Origin of the sequence: Pseudarthrobacter sp. 1C304 (assembly GCF_052245515.1) — a bacterium.
GTDB lineage: Bacteria > Actinomycetota > Actinomycetes > Actinomycetales > Micrococcaceae > Arthrobacter.
The window spans coordinates 132,275-151,851 of record NZ_JBQQCH010000008.1 but is presented as its reverse complement, the minus strand read 5'-3'; the positions used below and the strand labels follow the sequence as shown (position 1 = coordinate 151,851).

10 protein-coding genes and 2 pseudogenes are annotated in these 19,577 nt (G+C 63.7%); 6 read left to right on the top strand and 6 right to left on the bottom strand.

Annotated features, from left to right (window positions below):
- The first annotated feature begins 99 nt into the window (after nucleotides 1–99).
- Together ACTWQD_RS15015 and ACTWQD_RS15010 are read left to right on the top strand one after the other, a co-directional pair.
- The gene (locus ACTWQD_RS15015) at nucleotides 100–1,836 is read left to right on the top strand and encodes an ABC transporter ATP-binding protein (RefSeq protein ID WP_443196918.1); all 1,737 of its coding nucleotides are present in this window, start codon (nucleotides 100–102) and stop codon (nucleotides 1,834–1,836) included.
- A 167-nt stretch (nucleotides 1,837–2,003) separates the two neighbouring features.
- Nucleotides 2,004–3,896 carry an ABC transporter ATP-binding protein gene (locus ACTWQD_RS15010; RefSeq protein WP_443196970.1) on the top strand — a complete coding sequence of 631 codons (1,893 nt, stop codon included), beginning with the start codon at nucleotides 2,004–2,006 and terminating at the stop codon, nucleotides 3,894–3,896.
- A gap of 281 nt (nucleotides 3,897–4,177) precedes the next feature.
- Here the strand turns inward: ACTWQD_RS15010 and ACTWQD_RS15005 are convergent, their stop codons facing one another.
- From ACTWQD_RS15005 to ACTWQD_RS14980, 6 genes and pseudogenes are all read right to left on the bottom strand, one after another.
- Nucleotides 4,178–6,820, bottom strand: coding sequence for a TrlF family AAA-like ATPase (locus ACTWQD_RS15005; protein ID WP_443196917.1), 2,643 nt, complete (start codon nucleotides 6,818–6,820; stop codon nucleotides 4,178–4,180).
- A gap of 423 nt (nucleotides 6,821–7,243) precedes the next feature.
- Nucleotides 7,244–8,614, bottom strand: a complete 1,371-nt coding sequence (locus ACTWQD_RS15000; protein ID WP_443196916.1) for a DUF3100 domain-containing protein — start codon at nucleotides 8,612–8,614, stop codon at nucleotides 7,244–7,246.
- Complete coding sequence (locus tag ACTWQD_RS14995) at nucleotides 8,611–9,837, bottom strand: amidohydrolase (protein ID WP_443196915.1); 1,227 nt, start codon at nucleotides 9,835–9,837, stop codon at nucleotides 8,611–8,613. Before ACTWQD_RS14995 ends, ACTWQD_RS15000 begins: the two co-directional genes overlap by 4 nt.
- A gap of 7 nt (nucleotides 9,838–9,844) precedes the next feature.
- The gene (locus tag ACTWQD_RS14990; protein WP_443196914.1) at nucleotides 9,845–11,392 is read right to left on the bottom strand and encodes an aldehyde dehydrogenase family protein; all 1,548 of its coding nucleotides are present in this window, start codon (nucleotides 11,390–11,392) and stop codon (nucleotides 9,845–9,847) included.
- Between the two features lie 38 nt (nucleotides 11,393–11,430).
- Nucleotides 11,431–12,351 (bottom strand): annotated as a pseudogene (locus ACTWQD_RS14985) (NAD(P)-dependent oxidoreductase); the annotation flags it as partial.
- 52 nt (nucleotides 12,352–12,403) lie between these two features.
- The gene (locus ACTWQD_RS14980; protein ID WP_443196969.1) at nucleotides 12,404–13,261 is read right to left on the bottom strand and encodes a MurR/RpiR family transcriptional regulator; all 858 of its coding nucleotides are present in this window, start codon (nucleotides 13,259–13,261) and stop codon (nucleotides 12,404–12,406) included.
- Between the two features lie 200 nt (nucleotides 13,262–13,461).
- Between ACTWQD_RS14980 and ACTWQD_RS14975 the strand changes: the two genes are divergently transcribed.
- The 4 genes and pseudogenes from ACTWQD_RS14975 (at nucleotide 13,462) to ACTWQD_RS14960 (ending at nucleotide 19,391) form a co-directional block, all read left to right on the top strand.
- The gene (locus ACTWQD_RS14975) at nucleotides 13,462–13,779 is read left to right on the top strand and encodes a hypothetical protein (protein WP_443196913.1); all 318 of its coding nucleotides are present in this window, start codon (nucleotides 13,462–13,464) and stop codon (nucleotides 13,777–13,779) included.
- A 211-nt stretch (nucleotides 13,780–13,990) separates the two neighbouring features.
- Nucleotides 13,991–15,556, top strand: a complete 1,566-nt coding sequence (locus ACTWQD_RS14970; protein WP_443196912.1) for an alpha/beta hydrolase domain-containing protein — start codon at nucleotides 13,991–13,993, stop codon at nucleotides 15,554–15,556.
- Between the two features lie 82 nt (nucleotides 15,557–15,638).
- A pseudogene (locus ACTWQD_RS14965) lies at nucleotides 15,639–16,206 on the top strand (ATP-binding cassette domain-containing protein); the annotation flags it as partial.
- A 284-nt stretch (nucleotides 16,207–16,490) separates the two neighbouring features.
- Complete coding sequence (locus tag ACTWQD_RS14960) at nucleotides 16,491–19,391, top strand: NACHT domain-containing protein (RefSeq protein WP_443196911.1); 2,901 nt, start codon at nucleotides 16,491–16,493, stop codon at nucleotides 19,389–19,391.
- Nucleotides 19,392–19,577: the final 186 nt, after the last annotated feature.

Below are 19,577 nucleotides of genomic sequence, written 5' to 3'. Positions count from 1 at the left end.
CCACCCGCCTCCGCCCTCAGAGGAACCCGTTCCCATCCCGGCCCCCGGACGTAAACTGACCTTCGGACCACTCGGCGGTACCCGTGGCTGGGAGTACGGATGCTCTGGAAACTGCTCGTCGAATACCTGCGGCCGCAGCGCGGGCTGCTGCTCGCCGTCGTCGTTTTTCAGCTGGCGGCGTCCATCGCCTCGCTGTACCTGCCCACGCTGAACGCGGACATCATCGACCAGGGCGTGGCGCAGGGGGACACGGACTACATCCTGCGCACCGGCGGGGTGATGCTGCTGGTCACGCTGCTGCAGATCGCCTGCACCATCGCCGCCGTGTACTTCGGCGCGAACGCTGCGACGGCGATGGGCCGGGACGTGCGCGGGGCGGTGTTCAGCCGCGTGGCGGAGTTCTCCGAGCAGGAAGTGTCCCGGTTCGGCGCGCCCAGCCTGATCACCCGCTCCACGAACGACGTCCAGCAGATCCAGCAGCTGGTGCTGATGTCTGCCACGCTCATGGTCACCGCGCCCATGCTCAGCATCGGCGGCGTCATCATGGCCGTCCGGCAGGACCTGCAGCTGTCCTGGCTGATCGCCGTCAGCGTGCCGGTGCTGATGCTGGCGGTGTGGCTGATCATCTCGCGGATGGTGCCGCTGTTCCGGCTGATGCAGACCCGGATCGACACGGTCAACCGGGTACTCCGCGAACAGCTCACCGGCATCCGCGTGGTCCGCGCGTTCGTCCGCGAGGACATCGAGACCGCCCGGTTCGGCCGCGCCAACGAGGACGTCACGGACACCGCGCTGCGCGCCGGCCGGCTGATGGCGCTCGCGTTCCCCACCGTGATGCTGGTGCTCAACGTCTCCTCCGTGGCCGTGATCTGGTTCGGCGCGTTCCGGATCGAGGACGGGTCCATGCAGGTGGGCACCATGATCGCGTTCCTGAGCTACCTCATGCAGATCCTCATGTCCGTCATGATGGCCACGTTTATGGCCATCATGATCCCGCGCGCCGCCGTCTCCGCGGACCGGATCGGCGCGGTGCTGGGCACCGAGTCCAGCGTCCGGCCGCCCGCGCAGCCGGTCAGCCTCTCCGGCGCCGCCCGCGGCGAGCTGGAAATGCGCGACGTCGGATTCGCCTACCCGGGTGCCGAGGCGCCGGTCCTCTCCGATGTCAGCTTCACCGCCCGCGCCGGGCAGACGACGGCGATCATCGGCGCCACCGGGTCCGGCAAGACCACCCTGGTGAACCTCATGCCGCGGCTCTTCGACGCCACCTCCGGCTCGGTGCGGATCGACGGCGTGGACGTCCGCGAGCTGCACCCGGACCTGCTCTGGGGGCACATCGGCCTGGTGCCGCAGAAGCCCTACCTGTTCTCCGGCACGGTCCGCAGCAACCTGCTCTACGGCAAACCCGACGCCACCGAGGACGAGCTCTGGCGCGCGCTGTCTATCGCGCAGGCGGAGGATTTTGTCCGGGAGATGGAGGGCGGGCTGGACGCGCCCGTCTCGCAGGGCGGCACCAACGTCTCCGGCGGGCAGCGGCAGCGGATCGCGATCGCCCGGGCGCTGGTGAAACGGCCCGAGCTGTACATCTTTGACGACTCCTTCTCCTCGCTGGACACCGCCACGGACGCCCGGCTGCGGCAGGCGCTGAAGCAGCACACCGCCGGCGCCACCCTGGTGATCATCGCCCAGCGGGTCTCCAGCATTGTGGACGCGGACCAGATCCTGGTGCTCGACGACGGCAGGATCGTCGCGCACGGCACGCACCGGGAGCTGCTGGAGACCTCGGAGACGTACAACGAGATCGTGAACTCCCAGCTGGCGGCGGAGGAGGCGGCATGAGCAAGGTCGAATCCCAGCGGCCAGCGGGCGGCGGCGGGGGAGCCCCGGGTGCCGGCGGTGCCGGTGGTCCGGGCGCGGGCGGTGCCGGCGCGGGCACCGGCAGCGACGCCCCGCTGCGGATTCCCCGCCCGCGCGGCGGCCCCGGCCACGGCGGCCCGTTCGCCGGGATGAACATCCCCGCGGAAAAGGCGATGAACTTCGGCCCGTCCGCGAAACGGCTGCTGGGCGAGCTGCGCCCCGAGCGGCTGTGGCTGACGCTGGTACTGATGCTCGCCGTCGTGAGCGTGACGTTCTCGGTGATCGGACCCCGGCTGCTGGGGGAGGGCACCAACCTGATCTTCGCCGGCGTCGTGTCCAAGGAGCTGCCCGCCGGGGCGAGCCAGGACCAGCTGATCGCGCAGCTGCGCGCCGCGGGGGAGAACCAGAAGGCGGACATGCTCAGCGCCATGACGCTGACGCCCGGCGCCGGGATCGACTTCGCCGCGCTGGCCAGTGTGCTGCTGTGGGCGCTGGTGCTGTATGTGCTGGCGTCGGCGTTCGGCTGGATGCAGGCGTACATCCTCAACGGCGTGGTGCAGCGGACGGTGTTCCGGCTGCGCGAGCGGATCGAGGCGAAGATCAACCGGCTGCCGCTGCGCTACTTCGACACTGTGCAGCGCGGCGAGCTGCTCAGCCGGGTGACGAACGACGTCGACAACATCTCCCAGAGCCTGCAGCAGTCCATCAGCCAGGCGGTCACCTCGGTGCTGACCGTGGCCGGGGTGCTGGTGATGATGCTGATCCTCTCGCCCACGCTGGCCATCATTGCGCTGGTGACCATTCCGCTGACCCTGGTGACGACGGCGGTGATCGCCAAGCGCTCGCAGAAGCTGTTTGTGGCGCAGTGGAAGACCACCGGCGAGCTGAACGGCCAGATCGAGGAGACCTATACCGGGCACGCGCTGGTGAAGGTGTTCGGCCGGCAGCCCGAGGTGGAGGAGACGTTCCGGCAGAAGAACGCGGAGCTGTACCGGGCCAGCTTCGGCGCGCAGTTCATTTCCGGGCTGATCATGCCGGCCATGACGTTCATCGGGAATCTGGTGTACGTGGGGATCGCCGTGGTGGGCGGGCTGCAGGTGGCGTCCGGGGCGATGCAGCTGGGCGATGTGCAGGCGTTTATCCAGTACTCGCGGCAGTTCACCCAGCCGCTGGCCCAGCTGGGCTCGATGGCGAACCTGTTGCAGTCCGGGGTGGCGTCGGCGGAGCGGGTGTTCGAGCTGCTGGACACCGAGGAGCAGCTGACCGACCCGGACGTTCCGCTGAAGCCCGAGACCACGCGGGGGCGGCTGGTGTTCGAGGATGTGTCCTTTGCGTACTCGCCGGACAAGCCGCTGATCACTGACCTGTCGCTGGTGGCGGAGCCGGGGCAGACGGTGGCGATCGTGGGGCCCACCGGGGCGGGGAAGACCACGCTGGTGAACCTGATGATGCGCTTCTACGAACTCGACGCCGGGCGGATCACGCTGGACGGCGTGGATGTGGCGCAGATGTCCCGGCACGAGCTGCGCTCGCGGATGGGCATGGTACTGCAGGACACCTGGCTCTTTGGTGGGACCATCCGGGACAACATCGCCTACGGCAGGCCCGGCGCGTCGGAGGCGGAGATCCTTGAGGCGGCGAAGGCGACGTACGTGGACCGGTTCGTCCGGTCCCTGCCGGCCGGCTACGACACCGTGCTCGACGACGAGGGCGGCAACGTCTCGGCGGGGGAGAAACAGTTGCTGACCATCGCCCGGGCATTCTTGGCCCGGCCCTCGGTGCTGATTCTGGACGAGGCGACGAGCTCGGTGGACACCCGGACCGAGGTGCTGGTGCAGAAGGCGATGAGCGCGCTGCGGTCCGACCGGACATCGTTTGTGATTGCCCACCGGCTCTCCACCATCCGCGACGCCGACCTCATCCTGGTGATGGAGGCCGGGCAGATCGTGGAGCAGGGGACGCACACGTCACTCTTGGAGGCCGGCGGGGCCTATGCCGCGCTGTACGCGGCGCAGTTCGCGGCTCCGGCGGCGGAGGTCTAGGCAGGATGGTCCAACGGCTCGACTGAAAGTCCCAGTCGAGCCGTTGGTAAGGCGCTCGGGCGGATTCATCTTGTGGCTTGAGTGTTGTCAGTCGGTGGAGTTGATGCACCGGGTAAAAGACGGCGGAATATATATCCGAACTCCTTTTCAGACCCGTTGTGTCCCGGGAATCCCAAACATAGTGGCCGCCGCGGGGTGCGGCCCCGGCCATCTCGTACGGATGCGCCACCGATAATCATTCTTCTTGGCGGCTTTCCAATCTGACGGGTCGCAGGCACAAGCTAGAAGTCGTAGAGATGTTGACGAGCTCTAAACGCGTCACGTCCCCCCTCTAGCAGGTCTTCTGCGTACTCCCGAACGGCGTGTGCGTCGAGTGATCCGATGCCGCCGGGTGCCAACCAACCGTTGCGACCATCCCCCTCGAGGGCAATGACTAGATCCGCGTCGCCTAGTACGGGGACGTTGGCATTGTGCGTGCTAACGATGATCTGCCTCGAACCCTTTAGATCACGGAGACGAGTCACGATCCCGTCGTAGATAAAGCGATTGTCGAGATCGTCTTCTGGCTGATCAATAACGAGCGGACTTGATGACGCTCCTAGAAGAAGAAGCAATAGCGCAGTTGCGCGCTGCCCCTTGGAAAGGTCCTCAAGCCGACGCAAGTCAGCGCGGTTGCCTTTCTGCGCCACATTCAGTTGTACGTCAACTGCGCGCCCGATAGATTGTTCTTCGAGCTCACGGAATAGAGGCTCGCCGAGCTCCAAGAAGTTTTTAAGCTGAGCTCCAGTGATTCCGTAAGGCTCAAGCGCTTTCGCGCCACTACGTGCGGCATCCACAAATGCTCGGCTTGAGAAGTCATCCTTCTGAGTCGCCGCGACTACTTGGGTTCGCGGGGTCGTGAAGTGCTTGTCCACAATTGCTTTGAGCAGGCTGCGATCAGGATCAGGTACCGGCTTTACTACTACCGCGCTAGTCGTTGCACTGTTGGCCTGAGCGATAGCGTCGTTGAGTTCCTTCGCAATCGCTGTGTCGTTGGTCTCCAGCTGTTCTAGCAAGCTAGCTCGCTCGCCGAGTAGCTTCCTCTTCCGTGATGCGTGTACCTCACGCTGCTCCGCACGCTTTGTGAGCCTGTCCAATTGCGCCTTCGTCTGGATGTACTCGTCCGGGTTATACCCATCCTCGATAAGCTGACGAAACACCTTTGCGTTTGTTTCCTTGATCGGCTTGACTGTCGCGCCCCACGCAGCCTTTGCCGTGTCCGTCGCGGTACGAGCCTCTTCGAAGGCCTTTGTAAGGGCTTCTTGAGCTGATTCTACGGCCCTCGCTGCTAGCTCGAGAGCATTGTGCGCTGGCTTGAGATGGACGACTCTGGGGCTGCTGTCGATCCCCTGCAGCGGCGCGCGGAGCTGTTTGGCGAGAACGTCGAGATCCGTGTCAGTGAGCTCATCCTGGACAGCTCGCAGTCGCTCATGGACTTCGCTGAAAATTCCTTCCTCGGACTTCAAAATGGTTTGTTGTTCAAGTTTTGTTCCAAGGTTGCTTTCACTGAACTTCTTTGCACGCTCCGTGAGTCGAGGGATATCGGCAAGCTCGGCTTCAAGGTTGTCGTCGTCTTGTTCAACCTTCCTGAGACCTTCTCGGTTCTCGGCGAGCGACTGCAGAATTCCGGGCCGTTCCTTTGCCGCCACCGGCTTTCCCGCCACTCTGCTAACCATTTGGGCCATTAGCGTTTTGTCCTGCGCGAGCTCGGCCAGCTCATGCTGACCGAAAATCTCGAGATTTCCAACGATGTCGCGGGGATGAAGACTCGTCACCGTCCCGCTCGAGTCCTTCACTAGGGCAGGATCCGGAACAGTACGCTCCACGGTGTAGCGAGCAGGTTCGGGTGAAGTGACATCGACGGTCAGCGAAATAGTTGTGGCGGTCCGCACGACGTTTTTGATGACGCTGTCATGATCCTTTCGTGCGGCGTCACCAATCGGCGCAATATCGAGAACGTATCTAAGGCTTTCGATAACAGTGGACTTGCCTGTTCCTCGACCACCAATGAGAGCAGTCAGATCTTCCGTGAGCGGAAGATTCTGACCATTGAGAAAGCCTCCTACCCATGAGATCTCACGGAGTAGCACTCGTGAACTACTAGCCGGGTCAACGAGGCTGACACGTGTCTCGGGGGTGCGGATGGCATGCTTGAGCCCGGTCAGCCCTGGTTCGCACATCTTGAACCAAGTGCTCCCGCCTTCGGTCGCGAGGGCGGCGGGAGCGCTAATGTCGTCGGCATGAATTCGGACTAGCGCGTGTCTGCGCTTGAAGGGTGCCTTGTTTTTGAGAATCTGATCCTGAGCGCCGACATTGGCTGCACTAGGGGTAACACCGAGCGCATTTATTTGCTTCATCTTGATCAGCGCTTCCAGCGGCTTGCCCATTACTCTGCACAACAGGCCGGAATTGGCGACGTTGACATGGGCCGGAATGACAAGTGCGCCGCGATTCGTCATTTCGGTGACGATCTCTGCGAACGATTTGGTCGCCACAGCATGCGGATCACCGGGGGTCAGCCCACTCGCACCGATTGCAAGCGTGATGTCTTCAATATTGGTCCCGGTCTCGAATATAACCAACAGATGGATGCCCTCAGAGGTGTTAGCTTCAAAGCCTGGCAGTGCCGTGATGCCTCGAAGTTTAGCTGCCTCGATCAATCCAACCGCGGACGTAGCCCGCCAGTGATCGGTTATGGCAATCAAACTAATGCCTTGAGTTTCGCACTCATCGAGAAGAGCATCGTTATACGACGCTTCATCAGGGTAGGCCCTTGAAGGCGCTGGATTGCCATAGTACTCATACGGATTCACCTGCAGGGCGGCCCGAAACCAACGAGCCCCAATTGGCGAACCCGTCGATGGTATGGAATTAGCACTAAGCACGACCCTGTTACCCCCAAATTTAAGACCATATTCTGACAGTGCTCGCACAGATTGCAAGCACAAGCGAGAATAGTCTGCCACGCGCGACTGACATGCTCCCCATTGGGACGGTGGAACTTTCTTGCTGTATCGTGCCGACCCATCGACTCGCATTGCAGCGTCGGGGGCCCCTTGCCCCGTAGCTGTGGGCTTTATTCTCTTTTGGTTGTCAGTAGGGGCTGACATGGCGACAAATTCGGTCAACGGACGTAGGAACGTGGACCTGGCCATACACACCGACTTCGTATGGGGCATTCACTTGCGTGGCTTGGCATTGCATACCTCGTCGCGCTTTTTCCACAGAACGAAAGCGGACGACGGCAGGAACCCACCCGCCGTCGTCCGCTCCGCCCAGACCGCCAGCAAGGCGGCCCGCAACCTAACTCAGTTCCAGAACCCCAGCGCGAACTCCGCGATCACCGTGGAGAGCAGGAACGAGGCCGTGATGGCCACCAGCCCTACCGGGATGATCTTCCAGCCGATGTTCTTCAGCAGCGGGATATCCTTGCCCAGCGACAGGCCGGCCAGGGTCAGCATCACCGTGGCGATCGAGAGGAAGTCCACGGTCTTGACCGCGGCAGTCAGAGCACCCGCGCCGAAGAACCACGGGCTGGAGATGTACGCGCCGATGGTGGTGATGAACACGATGGCGGAGATCTTCCTGGTGACCTTGGCCAGGCCGATGCTGACCAGGACCAGGGCCAGCAGGATGACGTACCCCACCACGATGGACAGGCTGAGCCCCTTCGCCGCCACCGCGGCGGTGCCGATCCCCAGGACGGTGAGGACGGACAGGGACAGCCACAGCGGCAGCTTGATCTCGGCGGAGGACTCGGCCACCCGCTCACGGAACCGCCGGTTTTCCTCCTCCTGCGCCGCCTCGCGCTCCACGTCGGCCGCACTGCGGGTTGACCCGGCGGCCCCGGCTGCAACCAGCTCGCGGCTCTCCTGCTTACGGGTCAGGAACTTGTAGAACTTGTCTGCCAGCGGCAGCGCCAGGTAGATGCCGACGTAGACGCCCAAAACAGTGGTGATCAGGTTGGATACGGCGGCCATGCCCAGGATCGCTTCCTGATCCTCCGGGTAGGCGGCGATGATGCTCGCGGCGGACGCGGCCATCATGGACCCTGACCCCACGCCGGCGCCCATGGCCAGCGCCAGCGGATCGAAAATCTTCCAGTTGGCCACCAGCGAGGTCAGCAGCGTGATGAACACAGCGCCGAAGAGCGTGCCGAACACGTACATGGCCAGCACGCCGCGGTACTGGTCCGAGTCCGGCCCGTACTTCTCGGACACCATGGCGAAGGACGGTTCACGGTCCAGCGAGAATGTGGCGCCCACGGTGGCCTTGCCCATCCGCAGGAGAACGGCCAGGGGCAGCGCCAGCATGATGGTGCCCAGCAGGTGGCCCACCTCCTGCAGCAGCAGCGCGGGGCCGGCCTTCAGCAGTGTGGGGAGGCTGGGGCCGATGTTGAACGCCAGCCGCGCCACCAGCAGCAGCACGGCCACTCCCACCAGGGCGGCGGCAACACGCTGCAGGTCGATGCCCAGCGGCTTGAACTTCTGGACTGACACCAGCAGGCCCAGGATCAGGCCCCACACCATGGGGAAGATGATGATGGCGCCGATGCCCAGGTCAATTTTGGCCTGGCCAATGAACTGCACGGCGAGGGCGATCACGAACGCCAAAGCGGCAATGGGGATGGTCAGCCGGGTGCCGGCCGTGTCGGTCCGGGCTGTGGTGACAGTGCTCATGACGCGCCTTCCTGGGTGAGAGTACGACGGCGGTACGCCGCGTGGGTGAAGCGTTGACGTTGGGTGGGGGTTGTGGCGGCCGCGGCGACGGTCCAGGCCAGCGCGGTGCCTGCCTCGAACATCACCCCGTACGCCGGGGGAGTGTCCGCCAGGACAGCGAACGCGTGCGAATGGATGGGCACGTCCGCGCCGGGGATGCTCAGCCACGGATGCAGCGACGGGATGACCTGGGAAATATTGCCCATGTCCGTGGAACCGCCGCTGAGGCCGGCCGCCGGCGACGTGTCCTTGCCAAACGCGTCCATGGCCGCGGTCCAGTGCGCGGCCAGGTCGTCGTCCTGGATCAGCGGCTCGTACAGCGGCTCGGTGTCCTCGAACGCCAGCGTGGTTCCGGTGGCGGTCGCCGCACCTTCGAAGCAGCGCCGCACCCGCTCCAGCAGTGCCTCGAACTCAGGCATTGTGAAGGCCCGGCATTCGAACTCAACCACGGCCTTCTCCGGGATGATGTTGGTGACGTGCCCGGCCTCGGCCACATAGCAGGCGATCCGGTGGTCGGACGGGATCTGCTGGCGCAACAGGCCGATCGCCACCTGGCTGAGCACCGCGGCGTCCGCAGCATTCACGCCCAGGTGCGGCGCCGCCGCGGCGTGGGCTGCCTTCCCGGTGAAGGTGGCCTTGTACCGGCCCACGGCCTGGGCGCTGGTGCCGGCCGGGTTGTAGGTGACGCCGTCCTGCACCGGGTGCACCATCAAAGCCAGCCCCACGCCGTCGAACGCCCCCCGCTCCAGCATCAGGGCCTTGCCGCCGCCGTGCTCCTCCGCGGGGGTGCCGATGGCCTTGAGGGTGATGCCCAGCTGGTCCACGTACGGCTGCAGGGCCAGGGCGGCGGCGACGGACGCGCCGGCAATCAGGTTGTGCCCGCAGGCGTGCCCGATCCCCGGCAGCGCGTCGTACTCCACGCACAGTGCGACCGTCAGATCGCCGCTTCCTGCCGAGGCGGTGAAGGCGGTGGGCAGGCCGCCGGTGCCGCGCTCCACTTCGAAGCCGGCCTCCGCCAGGAGGGCGGTGATGGCCTCCGCGGACAGGACCTCCTCGAAGGAGACCTCCTTGAACCCGTGGATGTCCTTGGCCAGCGCCTCCACCCGCGGCTTCCAGCGTTCGACGCCGTCCGCCAGGGCAGCGCGCAGCTCATCTGCCGCTGTGGTTGTGTCAGTCGTATGCATGAATCTCCTAGTAGGACAGCGAGGGGAAGGGGGAGCCGGCGGCGCGGGTGGGCACCCACACGGCCTTGGTTTGTGTGTACTCGTCCAGGACGCCGGGGCCGGAAGAGCGGCCGTGGCCGGAGTCCCCGAAGCCGCCGAAAGGGACCGCCACGTGGATGGTTTTGTACGCATTGATCCAGAACGTGCCGGCCTTGACCTCGCGGGCCACGTGATGGGCGCGGGACACATCCGAGGTCCACACTGCCCCGGCCAGGCCGAAGCTGGTGTTGTTGGCGCGGGCGATCGCCTCCGCTTCGGTATCGAACGCGTCCGCACCCACCACCGGGCCGAAAACTTCTGTGGTTTCCAGGCGGTTGTCCGGGCTGACGCCGTCCAGGAGGGTGGGCATCACCCAATGGCCGCCTTTCAAGGCTGAGCCGCTCAGTGTTTCCGGCAACGCGGCTTCCGTGAGGCGGCGGCCGCCGTCGGACATGCCTGCTTCGATCAGGCCGCTGACGGTGGCGAACTGCTGCGGCGTGATGATCGGGCCCACCTCGGTGTCTGCGTCCAGGGGATCGCCCACCCGCAGCCGGGCCGCCTTGGCGGCCACCATCTGCACGAATTCCGCGTGCACGCTGCGCTCCACCAGGAGCCTGGAGCCGGCCACGCAGGACTGCCCTGCCCCGGAGAAGATGGCGGAGATGGCGCCTTCTGCGGCACGCTCCAGGTCCGCGTCGGCGAACACGATGTTGGCGCTCTTGCCGCCGAGCTCCAGCAGGGCCGGGATGCCGGCCTGGGCCGCAGCGACCGCGACGCGGCGGCCGGTGGGGACGGAGCCGATGAAGCTGACTTTCCCGACGCGGGGGTCCGTGGTCAGCGCCGCACCCACCGTCTGGCCCAGACCTGCGGCCACATTGAACACCCCTGCCGGCAGGCCCGCCTCGTGGGCGATCTGCGCAAGCCGGACCGAGGAGGCCGGCGTGAACTCGCTCGGCTTGATGATCACGGCGTTGCCCGCGGCAAGCGGGGCGGCGGAGTTCCAGCCGGCGGTGAACAGGGGAGCATTCCACGGGGTGATGGCGACGACGACGCCCCACGGCACGCGTTCGGTGTAGGTATGCCAGTTGCCGGGGACGGGGATGGTCTGGCCGGTGAGCTTGTCCGCCCAGCCGGCGTAGTAGCCGAACATTTCCGCTACCTTGGCGGCTTCCGCCCGCGCATCCCGGATGGGCTTTCCGGTGGTGGCGGATTCGAGGATGGCGAGTTCCTCGGCGTGCCGCTCGACGGCGCGGCTGACGTTGCGGAGGATGGCGGCCCGCTCGAAGCCGTTCAGCCGTCCCCAGGCGGCGGCTCCCGCCGTCGCGCTTTGCAGGATGGCGTCGGCGCCCTCAGCGCCGGGGTCCGCGTAGGTGGCGAAAGGTTCGCCGGTTGCGGCGGCAGTGAGGGTGATGCTGTCCCCGCCGCCGGTGGCGACGCGGCCGTCGACGAAGGCGCCGAGACCGGCCGGGAAGGCGGCGTCCAGGACTGACTTGGCGGTGGCTGCGGAGGACGATGTTGGTGCTGTGGTGATACTCAAGATGGTGGTTCCTTTGGGGGCGTCAGGCTGCCGGGCGTTCAGGCTGCGGGATTGGAGGCGGGGGCGCCGGCGGGGGTGATGGCGGGGGCCACGGTGCGGGCGATCTCGGTGAAATCGGCGGTCGGCCCGAGCGCTGCCAAGGCATCCTGCCACTGGCTGGCGACGGCGGCCAGGAGTTCCGGCTTTTCGCCGATCTGTTCTGCGACGTCCACGGCGAGGGCGGCGTCGCGGGCCATCAGGCCCATGGAGAAGCCGGAATCGTGGGTGCCGCTCAACACCCAGTTGGGGTACATGTTGGCTGAGACCTTGCTGCCGCCGGAAGCGCCGCTGATGCTCGCCGCTGCGGTGGCGGGATCGATGCCGTACGCCTTCGCTACGCCCAGGGCCTCGCCCACGGAAGCGAGGTTGGCCGCGGCCAGGACGTTGTTGAGGAGCTTGACCACGTTGCCGCTGCCCGGACCGCCGATGTGGCTGTAGTTCCCGGCGGTGAGCGCCAGCAGCACCGGTTCGGCGGCTTTCAGGGCGGCCTCCGTGGCGCCGACGAAGGCGCTGAGGGTTCCCGTGGCGGCGCCGTCGCGGCCGCCGGAGACGGGGGCATCGACGAAGGCGGCGCCGCTGCTTTCCGCGAGCCGGGCCATGTGCTGGCTGGTGGCCGGTTCGGAGGTGGTGGTGTCAATGATGGCCACGGTTCCGGGGTCCGCCAGCAGCTGCGGCACTGTGGTTTCGACGATGCTGGCCGCGGGCAGGGACAGGACCGCATAGGGGGTGCCGGCGACGGCGGCCAGGCTGTCGGTGGTGGTGATGCCGGTTCCCTCGGCAGCTTTTCTCGCGGCTTCGGACGGGTCGAAACCGGTGACGCTCCAGCCCGCCCTGTGCAGGGTGGCGGCCATGGCGCCGCCCATGGCGCCGAGGCCGATCACGGCAACGCGGCGGCTTTTTGGCTCGTTCATAGTTGTACTCCTGGGGCCTTGGTGGTGGTGCTGCGTGGGTGTGTTGGGAGTTCTGCGGCAATCAGTCGAGGTAGATGTCGAGGTCTTTCCAGAGCTGCTGGGTGCGGCGGATGGTGGCCCGGCTTCGCTCCGGGTGTGCGGCTTCCATGCCGGCCAGCAGACCGTAGACGAGGGAGTTCGCGGCGGTGACGGACTGGAAAAAGGAAATGCCTTCGGACGCCACCACCAACAGGTGGTCCGCTGCGGTGGCCAGGCGGCCGCGCCGCAGGTCGCTGATGGCGATCACGGTGGCGCCCGCTTGCTTGGCGGCCTCGGCCGCGACGATGATCTGCTTCACCGAGCGCCACATGTTGATGACCACCATGACGTCGCCGGGTCCCAGGCTGTTGGTGCTCGAAGCAAGGTGCGGGCCGGCGCGGTTTTCCAGGGTGATGGGATAGCCCATGGTGGAGCCCAGGTGGGCCATGACGCCGGCGGGACCGGCGAAGGAGCCGATGCCGACGACGGTGATGGACTTGGCTGCTGCCAGCGCGGCGATCGCCGCTTCGGCTTCCTCCGGGGTGTTGGAGTCCAGTGTCAGGCGGAGGTTGTCGATGTCGTGGGTGATGGCCTCGTGAAGCGGGCTGCGGGTTTCGCCGTGCACGGTGAGGGTGTCCTCGGTGGAGATCATCACCAGGTACCGGGAACGCAGTTCGCGCTGCAGATCCGGCCAGCCTCTGTACCCGAGGTGCTGCGCTGTACGAACCACGGAGGAACTGTTTACGTCAGCGCGCTGGGCGATCTCGGCGATGTCCGCGTAGGAAGAAAGCTGCGGATTGCGGGTGATGACCTCCACCACCCGGCTCTGGGCTTTGGTCAGCGGAAGGTCCGGCAGGGCGTCTCCGACCCAGGCGTAGGATCCGACCGGGCGCTCGCTGATGTCTTCGGTACGGACATCGTTGGGGGCGGTATTGCTGTTCACAGGGGACCGTTCTGTAACGCAGATCACTCTGCAAGTGGGATTGCGTTAAACATACTCTGCAATTTTGCTTGCGGGAAGACTTCTGCGTTTCCGGAATGTAAAACCTTTCCGGCACCGCGGGCGCCCGGGGTCGGAAAACCCCGGCTAGACTCCCCGGCATGGGGGAAGACAACACATCCGGGGAACAAAAACGGCCGAAGCGGGCACGACTCTCTGCTGCCGTCCTGCCCGTGGCGGGAGTGGTCGCGGTGCTTGGAGGGTGCTTCATCGCGTGGAGCAACGCGAATACGGAGACGATGGGCTGGTTTGCCTACGCGCCGCTGAGCAATGAGGTCTTTACCGGGAACGGCACCGCCTTTGTAAGTCAGGGGACGCAGATGGGCCTGGCAGTAGCCACCGCCGGGCTGCTCGTCCTGGCGTTCTGGGCCGGCTACCGGATCGGAAGAAGGGCAAACCCCAAACTCGGCGAACCGTAGCCGGTCAGATGCCTCGTTGGGCTGCACATTAGTGCACTTTCACGCCTCACCCTTGACCCCTGCGATCCGCCCTACCTACTGTCAAGGTGCTTCGCAGCTTGGCGGTCGTCACGTCTGAACAGGCACCGGTCCCGCGGCAAGGCACACGGCACCGAGGCCTGTGCCGCGGAGCCTGCCGGGCAGCGCAGCCCGGTCCCGAGAAGGAGCATTCATGAGACCCTGTTCCCGAACATCCATCCTGCTGACGCTGTCCCTCGCCCTCACTGGACTCAGCTTGTCCGCCGTGCCGGCCGCCGCCGTGGCCAAGCCCTCGCCCGCGCAGGCTGCAACACCCGACGGGACGACGCCGATCCCCACCGTGCAGGGCCCCCTCGCCTCGACGGCCGAGTCGTACCCGTTCGGTGCGGCCAACCATCAGGAGGTCCCGCAGGATCTCTCGAAGCTTGGCTACGTTGAGGAGGAGTACCTGGTCAGCGGCACCTCGAACGTCTACACGTGGCCTGCCGCTGGCCCAGCCCAGATCCGCACCCCCGACGCACCGTACACCACCCGCGTCCTGGTCCGTAAGCCCGCCAAGGGCCAGAAGTTCAGCGGCAACGTCGTCGTCGAGATGCTCAACCCCAGCAACCTGTTCGACCTCAACATCGGCTGGGCAATGGCCCACGAGCAGATCACCGCCAACGGGGACGCCTGGGTGGGTATCACCGCCAAACCGATCGCCGTGCAGGCGCTGAAGAATTTCGATGCGGAGCGGTACGCGTCCCTGTCCTTCGCGAATCCGCTGGCCCTCACCGACCCGCGCAACTGCGCAACGGTGGCCGCCGACTCATCCCGGACCACGGAGAACGGCCTGATCTGGGACATCTACTCCCAGGTCGGTGCCTGGCTCAAGAGCGATGATCCGACCAACCCGCTGCGCTATGGATCACCGGCCACCCGCGTGGAGCACGCCTACGGCTTCGGCTACTCCCAGACTGGCGGCTTCCTGGTCAACTACATCAACGGTGTGCACCCGCTCGTCGTCGAGTCCGACGGCGAACCCATCTATGACGCGTACATCGTCGCCGTGGCCGGCGGTGCGTTCGCCGGCGCCTACCCTATGAACCAGTGCGAGCCCTCCCCGCCCGCCACCGACGTGCGCCGCCAGTTCAAGGACGTCGGTGTCCCCATCATGCGGATCATGTCGCAGTCCGACTACCTACTGGGCATCGGATCCCGCCGCGCCGACAGTGACGCCCCCGGAGACCAGTACCGCCACTACGAAATGGCCGGAGCCGGCCACGCCACACCGGATGAGCTCATCTTCTCGGCCTCGTCGGGGGACATCATCGCCGCCGGCCGGGCCGTGCCGCCCGCGTCCTGCAATGAGGGGCCGCGCAGCAGGTTCCCCAGCTCCATCTTCTTCAATGCCGCGCTGCGGAACCTCGACCTCTGGGTCCGGGAAGGCATCGCCCCGCCGCGGGCGGAGCCGATCCTCGTCCGTGACGGCGCGCCGGTGCTGGACGAGTTCGGCAACGTCCAGGGCGGCCTGCGCTCACCCTTCCTCGACGCCCCCACGAGCACCTGGTACGGCACCGCGACCGGCGCATCCTTCTGCTTCATCGCCGGATACGAGCGGCCCCTCCCGCAGGCCGTGATCGACGGCCTGTACGGGGACCACGGGGACTACGTGAAAGCAGTGAAGGGCAGCGTGCGGGAACTTGAGGACCAGGCATTCCTGACCGGCTACGACGCGCGACAGCTCCTCAAGGAAAACGCTCAAAGCAAAATCCCCTAGGGCATGTATCGGCCTGACGGGCCCTGAGTGTGCACTACCGGAGGACCCCGTCGCGCCGGCGGGGTCCTCCTTTTGGTGGCGGGAGCCGGGGCAGACGGTGGCGATCGTGGGACCCGCGGGCGCGGGCAAGACCACGCTGGTGAACCTGATGATGCGCTTCTACGAACTCGACGCCGGGCGGATCACGCTGGACGGGGTGGACGTGGCGCTGATGTCCCGGCACGAGCTGCGCTCGCGGATGGGGGTGGTGCTGCAGGACACCTGGCTGTTCGGCGGGACCATCCGGGACAACATCGCGTACGGCCGACCCGACGCGTCGGAGGCGGAGATCCTGGAGGCGGCGAAGGCGACGTACGTGGACGGGTGTGGACACCCGGACCGAGGTGCTGGTGCAGAGGGCGATGAGCGCGCTGCGGTCCAACCGGACGTCGTTTGTCATCGCGCACCGGCTCACCACGATCCGCGACGCCGACCTCATCCTGGTGATGGAAGCAGGCCAGATTGTGGAGCAGGGCACGCACGCGTCGCTGCTGGAGGCTGGCGAGGCGTATGCAGCGCTGTGCGAGGCCCAGTTCGCCGCCCGGTGGCGGAGGTGTAGTAGCGCCCAAATTTGGTTTTCGAGCAGTCCGCTATTGCAGTTGACATGCTGATGCCCGAGGTTAAGGAATTTTTCACGGTTGAAGCCTCTGCTTTGGGGGTTGAGATTTGAACTCGTCTACGGGCGTTTACAGACTCGCCTCACATCACACCAAACCGGGCGACGACCCACGCTCGGGCACATCGTAATGCAAAATCAACGGCTCCACTCAATGCTCCCCATGGACAAGACAACCCTGTAGGCCAAAGCAGTCGGCGGCACGCGACTTTGCAGAAAGGTTTTCTACGGCCTCCCCGTTACCATGGCAAGAAACCAGGGGGAAAGGTGCGGTAAGAAATGACGGGTATTGAGGCACTTGTAGGTCCGGCGATCGCTAAGGCGGCAGGAACTGGAGCCGCACGAGTCGCGGGTTGGGGGGTCAAGTCTCTCGTAGCAGGTAAACGGCGCCGGAAAATTCGTGCACTGGTGCATAGTAAAGCTAGAGCTCCGCAGATAGAGGCTTTGGAAGGTCTTAGCGAGATTGACTTGTCTCTGTTGACAACATTCTGTGAATCGCTAGAGCTGGAAAAAATAGCGACTTCGCTTTGCAGTGCGCACCTCATTGAAGGATCAGGCAGGGCCGCAGATAAGTTCTTTACCACTATCAAAGAAGAGCTCAGAGCCTCCCTTATCCTATGGATGGGCGAGCCATTCAATGAACTTATTGTCGATGCAGTGTATGACTCGATCCTTGAATGCGTTGTGCAGCAGGTATCACCCTTGCTGGGTCGTGGCGCACTTCCGTCCACCGTTGAAGCTCAACTCGTCGCGACAGCGGGGAGTCTTTCAGCAGCCAGCACACGAAATGCCGCCCTGCTTAAGAGGATTGAGGATTTGCGGGAGATTAAGGAGTTTGAGTCGGAACTCAAAACTCTGGCGGCCGGAATTCACGGCACAATGAGGCTCCCACACGCCGGAACGACCCGACAGGTCCCTTATGATCATCTCTTTGTGGAACCGCGAGTTCTCGTTAGCGTCGATGAGGTCCTCGACGAGCCGCCCTCTCGGATCCCAATTGAAAAGTTGCTTGGGGTCACGGTCCGGACAATCCTTCTAGGAGATCCTGGCGGCGGAAAATCGACGCTTTCTAGGAAACTAACCTTTGACATAGCTGCCGATCGTCAAGAGAGTCTCTTAGGCAGGGTGCCATTTTACGTGGAGCTACGTGACTACGCCACATCAGTTCGTGGGCGCTCCAAGCAGACGCTGATCGAGTATCTGGAGGGATTATGCCGGGCGCCCTATAATCTGGAGGCGCCTGAGGGGGCGATCGAATATCTGCTTCTCAACAACCGGGCCGTCGTCATCCTCGACGGACTGGATGAATTGCTCGATGTCTCCCTCCGACGTGACGTAGTCCAGGCTGTAGAGGGCTTTGCCTTGCTATTTCCAACGTGCCCCATGCTAGTCACTTCACGTAGAGTCGGATATTTTGAAGCGGCTCTCAATGACAGTCTATTCACGCGCGCAACCCTGGGTGAATTCTCGTCGCGACAAGTAGAATCATACGTAACAAAGTGGTTCACTTTGGACGAGAGCGTGGAAGAATCGCGCCAAGTCCAACTTGCGGCGTCTTTTATGGTTGATAGCCAGTTTGTTGCCGACTTGCGTGTCAACCCTTTGATGCTTTCATTGATGTGCGGAATATATGCCAGCGAGAACTATATACCCCGCAACCGACCAGATGTTTATGAAAAGTGTGCTCTTCTTTTATTTGAACGATGGGATAAGCAAAGAGGCATCGTACCCGATCTCTCATTTGATGCTCATGTTCAGTCTGCACTGCGCGCCCTAGCACTGCATGTGTTTGAAATTGAATCCTCGAGGCCAGAAGAACTCGAAGAGTCCACCAAACCGCTAACGGAGGGAATAGGTCGACAAGACCTGATTGGTTTCTTCACAAAGTATCTCAGAGATAAGCGCTTTGACTCAGATGAGGACGCAGAAAGCGCGGCGGTGGAGTTTCTCGATTTCTGCAAGGGTAGGGCTTGGGTTTTGACCGACATTGGTGCTGAGACCTACGGTTTTACCCATCGAACATTTTTGGAATACTTCGCTGCCAGCCAGCTGGCTCGACTTCATACGTCGGCCGACCGACTGTACGGTCGATTGCGAGATGATATTCGGGCTGGTAAGTCAGATGTCGTAGCTCAGTTGGCAGTCCAAATACTGGGTAGAAGCGCCGAGGATGGCGCGGATGACTTCCTTGACTTGGTGACCAAGGACTCGCAAGGCCAGACCGATCAAGATGGCAACGGACTGTCATTCGCCGCAAGGGCATTGAGTTTCGTTGTACCAAGGCCTCAAGTCCTCAAAGATATCTGTACTCAAGCTGTACGCTTTTATCTGCAGCAGACTACACCCGGAGACCGCGATGCATTTGATGCGATTGAGAGTCTCTTTGCATGCTCGACAGAAAATCGGTCCAGGGTGGAGGCCGCACTGCGCGAGTCACTCACATCGGAATTCGCCGCTGATATTGTCCCCGAACGATTGCTAAGTCTAGCCTTTATGCAAGAAGGCCTCCTTAGTAGGCGCATCCGATGGACCGAGTGGGCAGAAGCGAATGTGCAAATCTATAAGGAGGTGCTTGCGGCCAATCGCGGTCGTTTTTATTGGGTTGCGCTCCTGGAATATGAATCCGGTGTTATTTCCCTGAACGAGTTGTTCAAACTGCATGGGGTGAGTAGTCTCTATGACTTCCGCATTGACGGGCATGACGACAGCCCTCCCTTTGTTTACAGATTTATTCGTATGACCGGGGACGGAGGCTACCGGGGACTGGTTGGTATGGTCAGCAGGTCGCGAATGGACGCTATCTCCAATGATTTGCTCAGGGAATTGCCAAAGCAAACTACTCCTTGGCTGAGATGGAGGGTGGACTACGACGTTGCGTCGCTCGCATTGGAAAAGAGCGGCCGAGAATCTAAGAAGTGGGTTAGCGTTCGTATGTTGTTGGCGCTACCGCTGCTGGAACTCCGAACCCGCGCCCGCGCGCGGACCCCGTTCGGTAGCTTAAGTGCTCTGGTTGCAGCAAGGTTCGATAACGCAGAAGAAGTGACACTTCGTAGCGACCTGAATGCGGTTTTCGCCGGTCACCCCGACGCTCTGTCCTTGGTACTGCGATGGGTGGAAGGCGACGTCGCTCTGATGAGTGGTATCAGACCTCCGAAAAAGAAAGGTCGAAAGGCTGCATAAATTGCTCGTATGGACCGGAAAGGCGGCGGCTGGACCGCCAGCCGCCGTCTTCCCGGCCCTACACTTTTGGGCCTGGTTGGTCTTTTGAATCGATAGGGGTGGTGGCCGCTGGCAGCAAGTAGGCATCTGAGTCTTTAGTTGGTGAAGTTGCGGAAGCCTCGGCCGATTCTGCAGGGTCGTCATCCG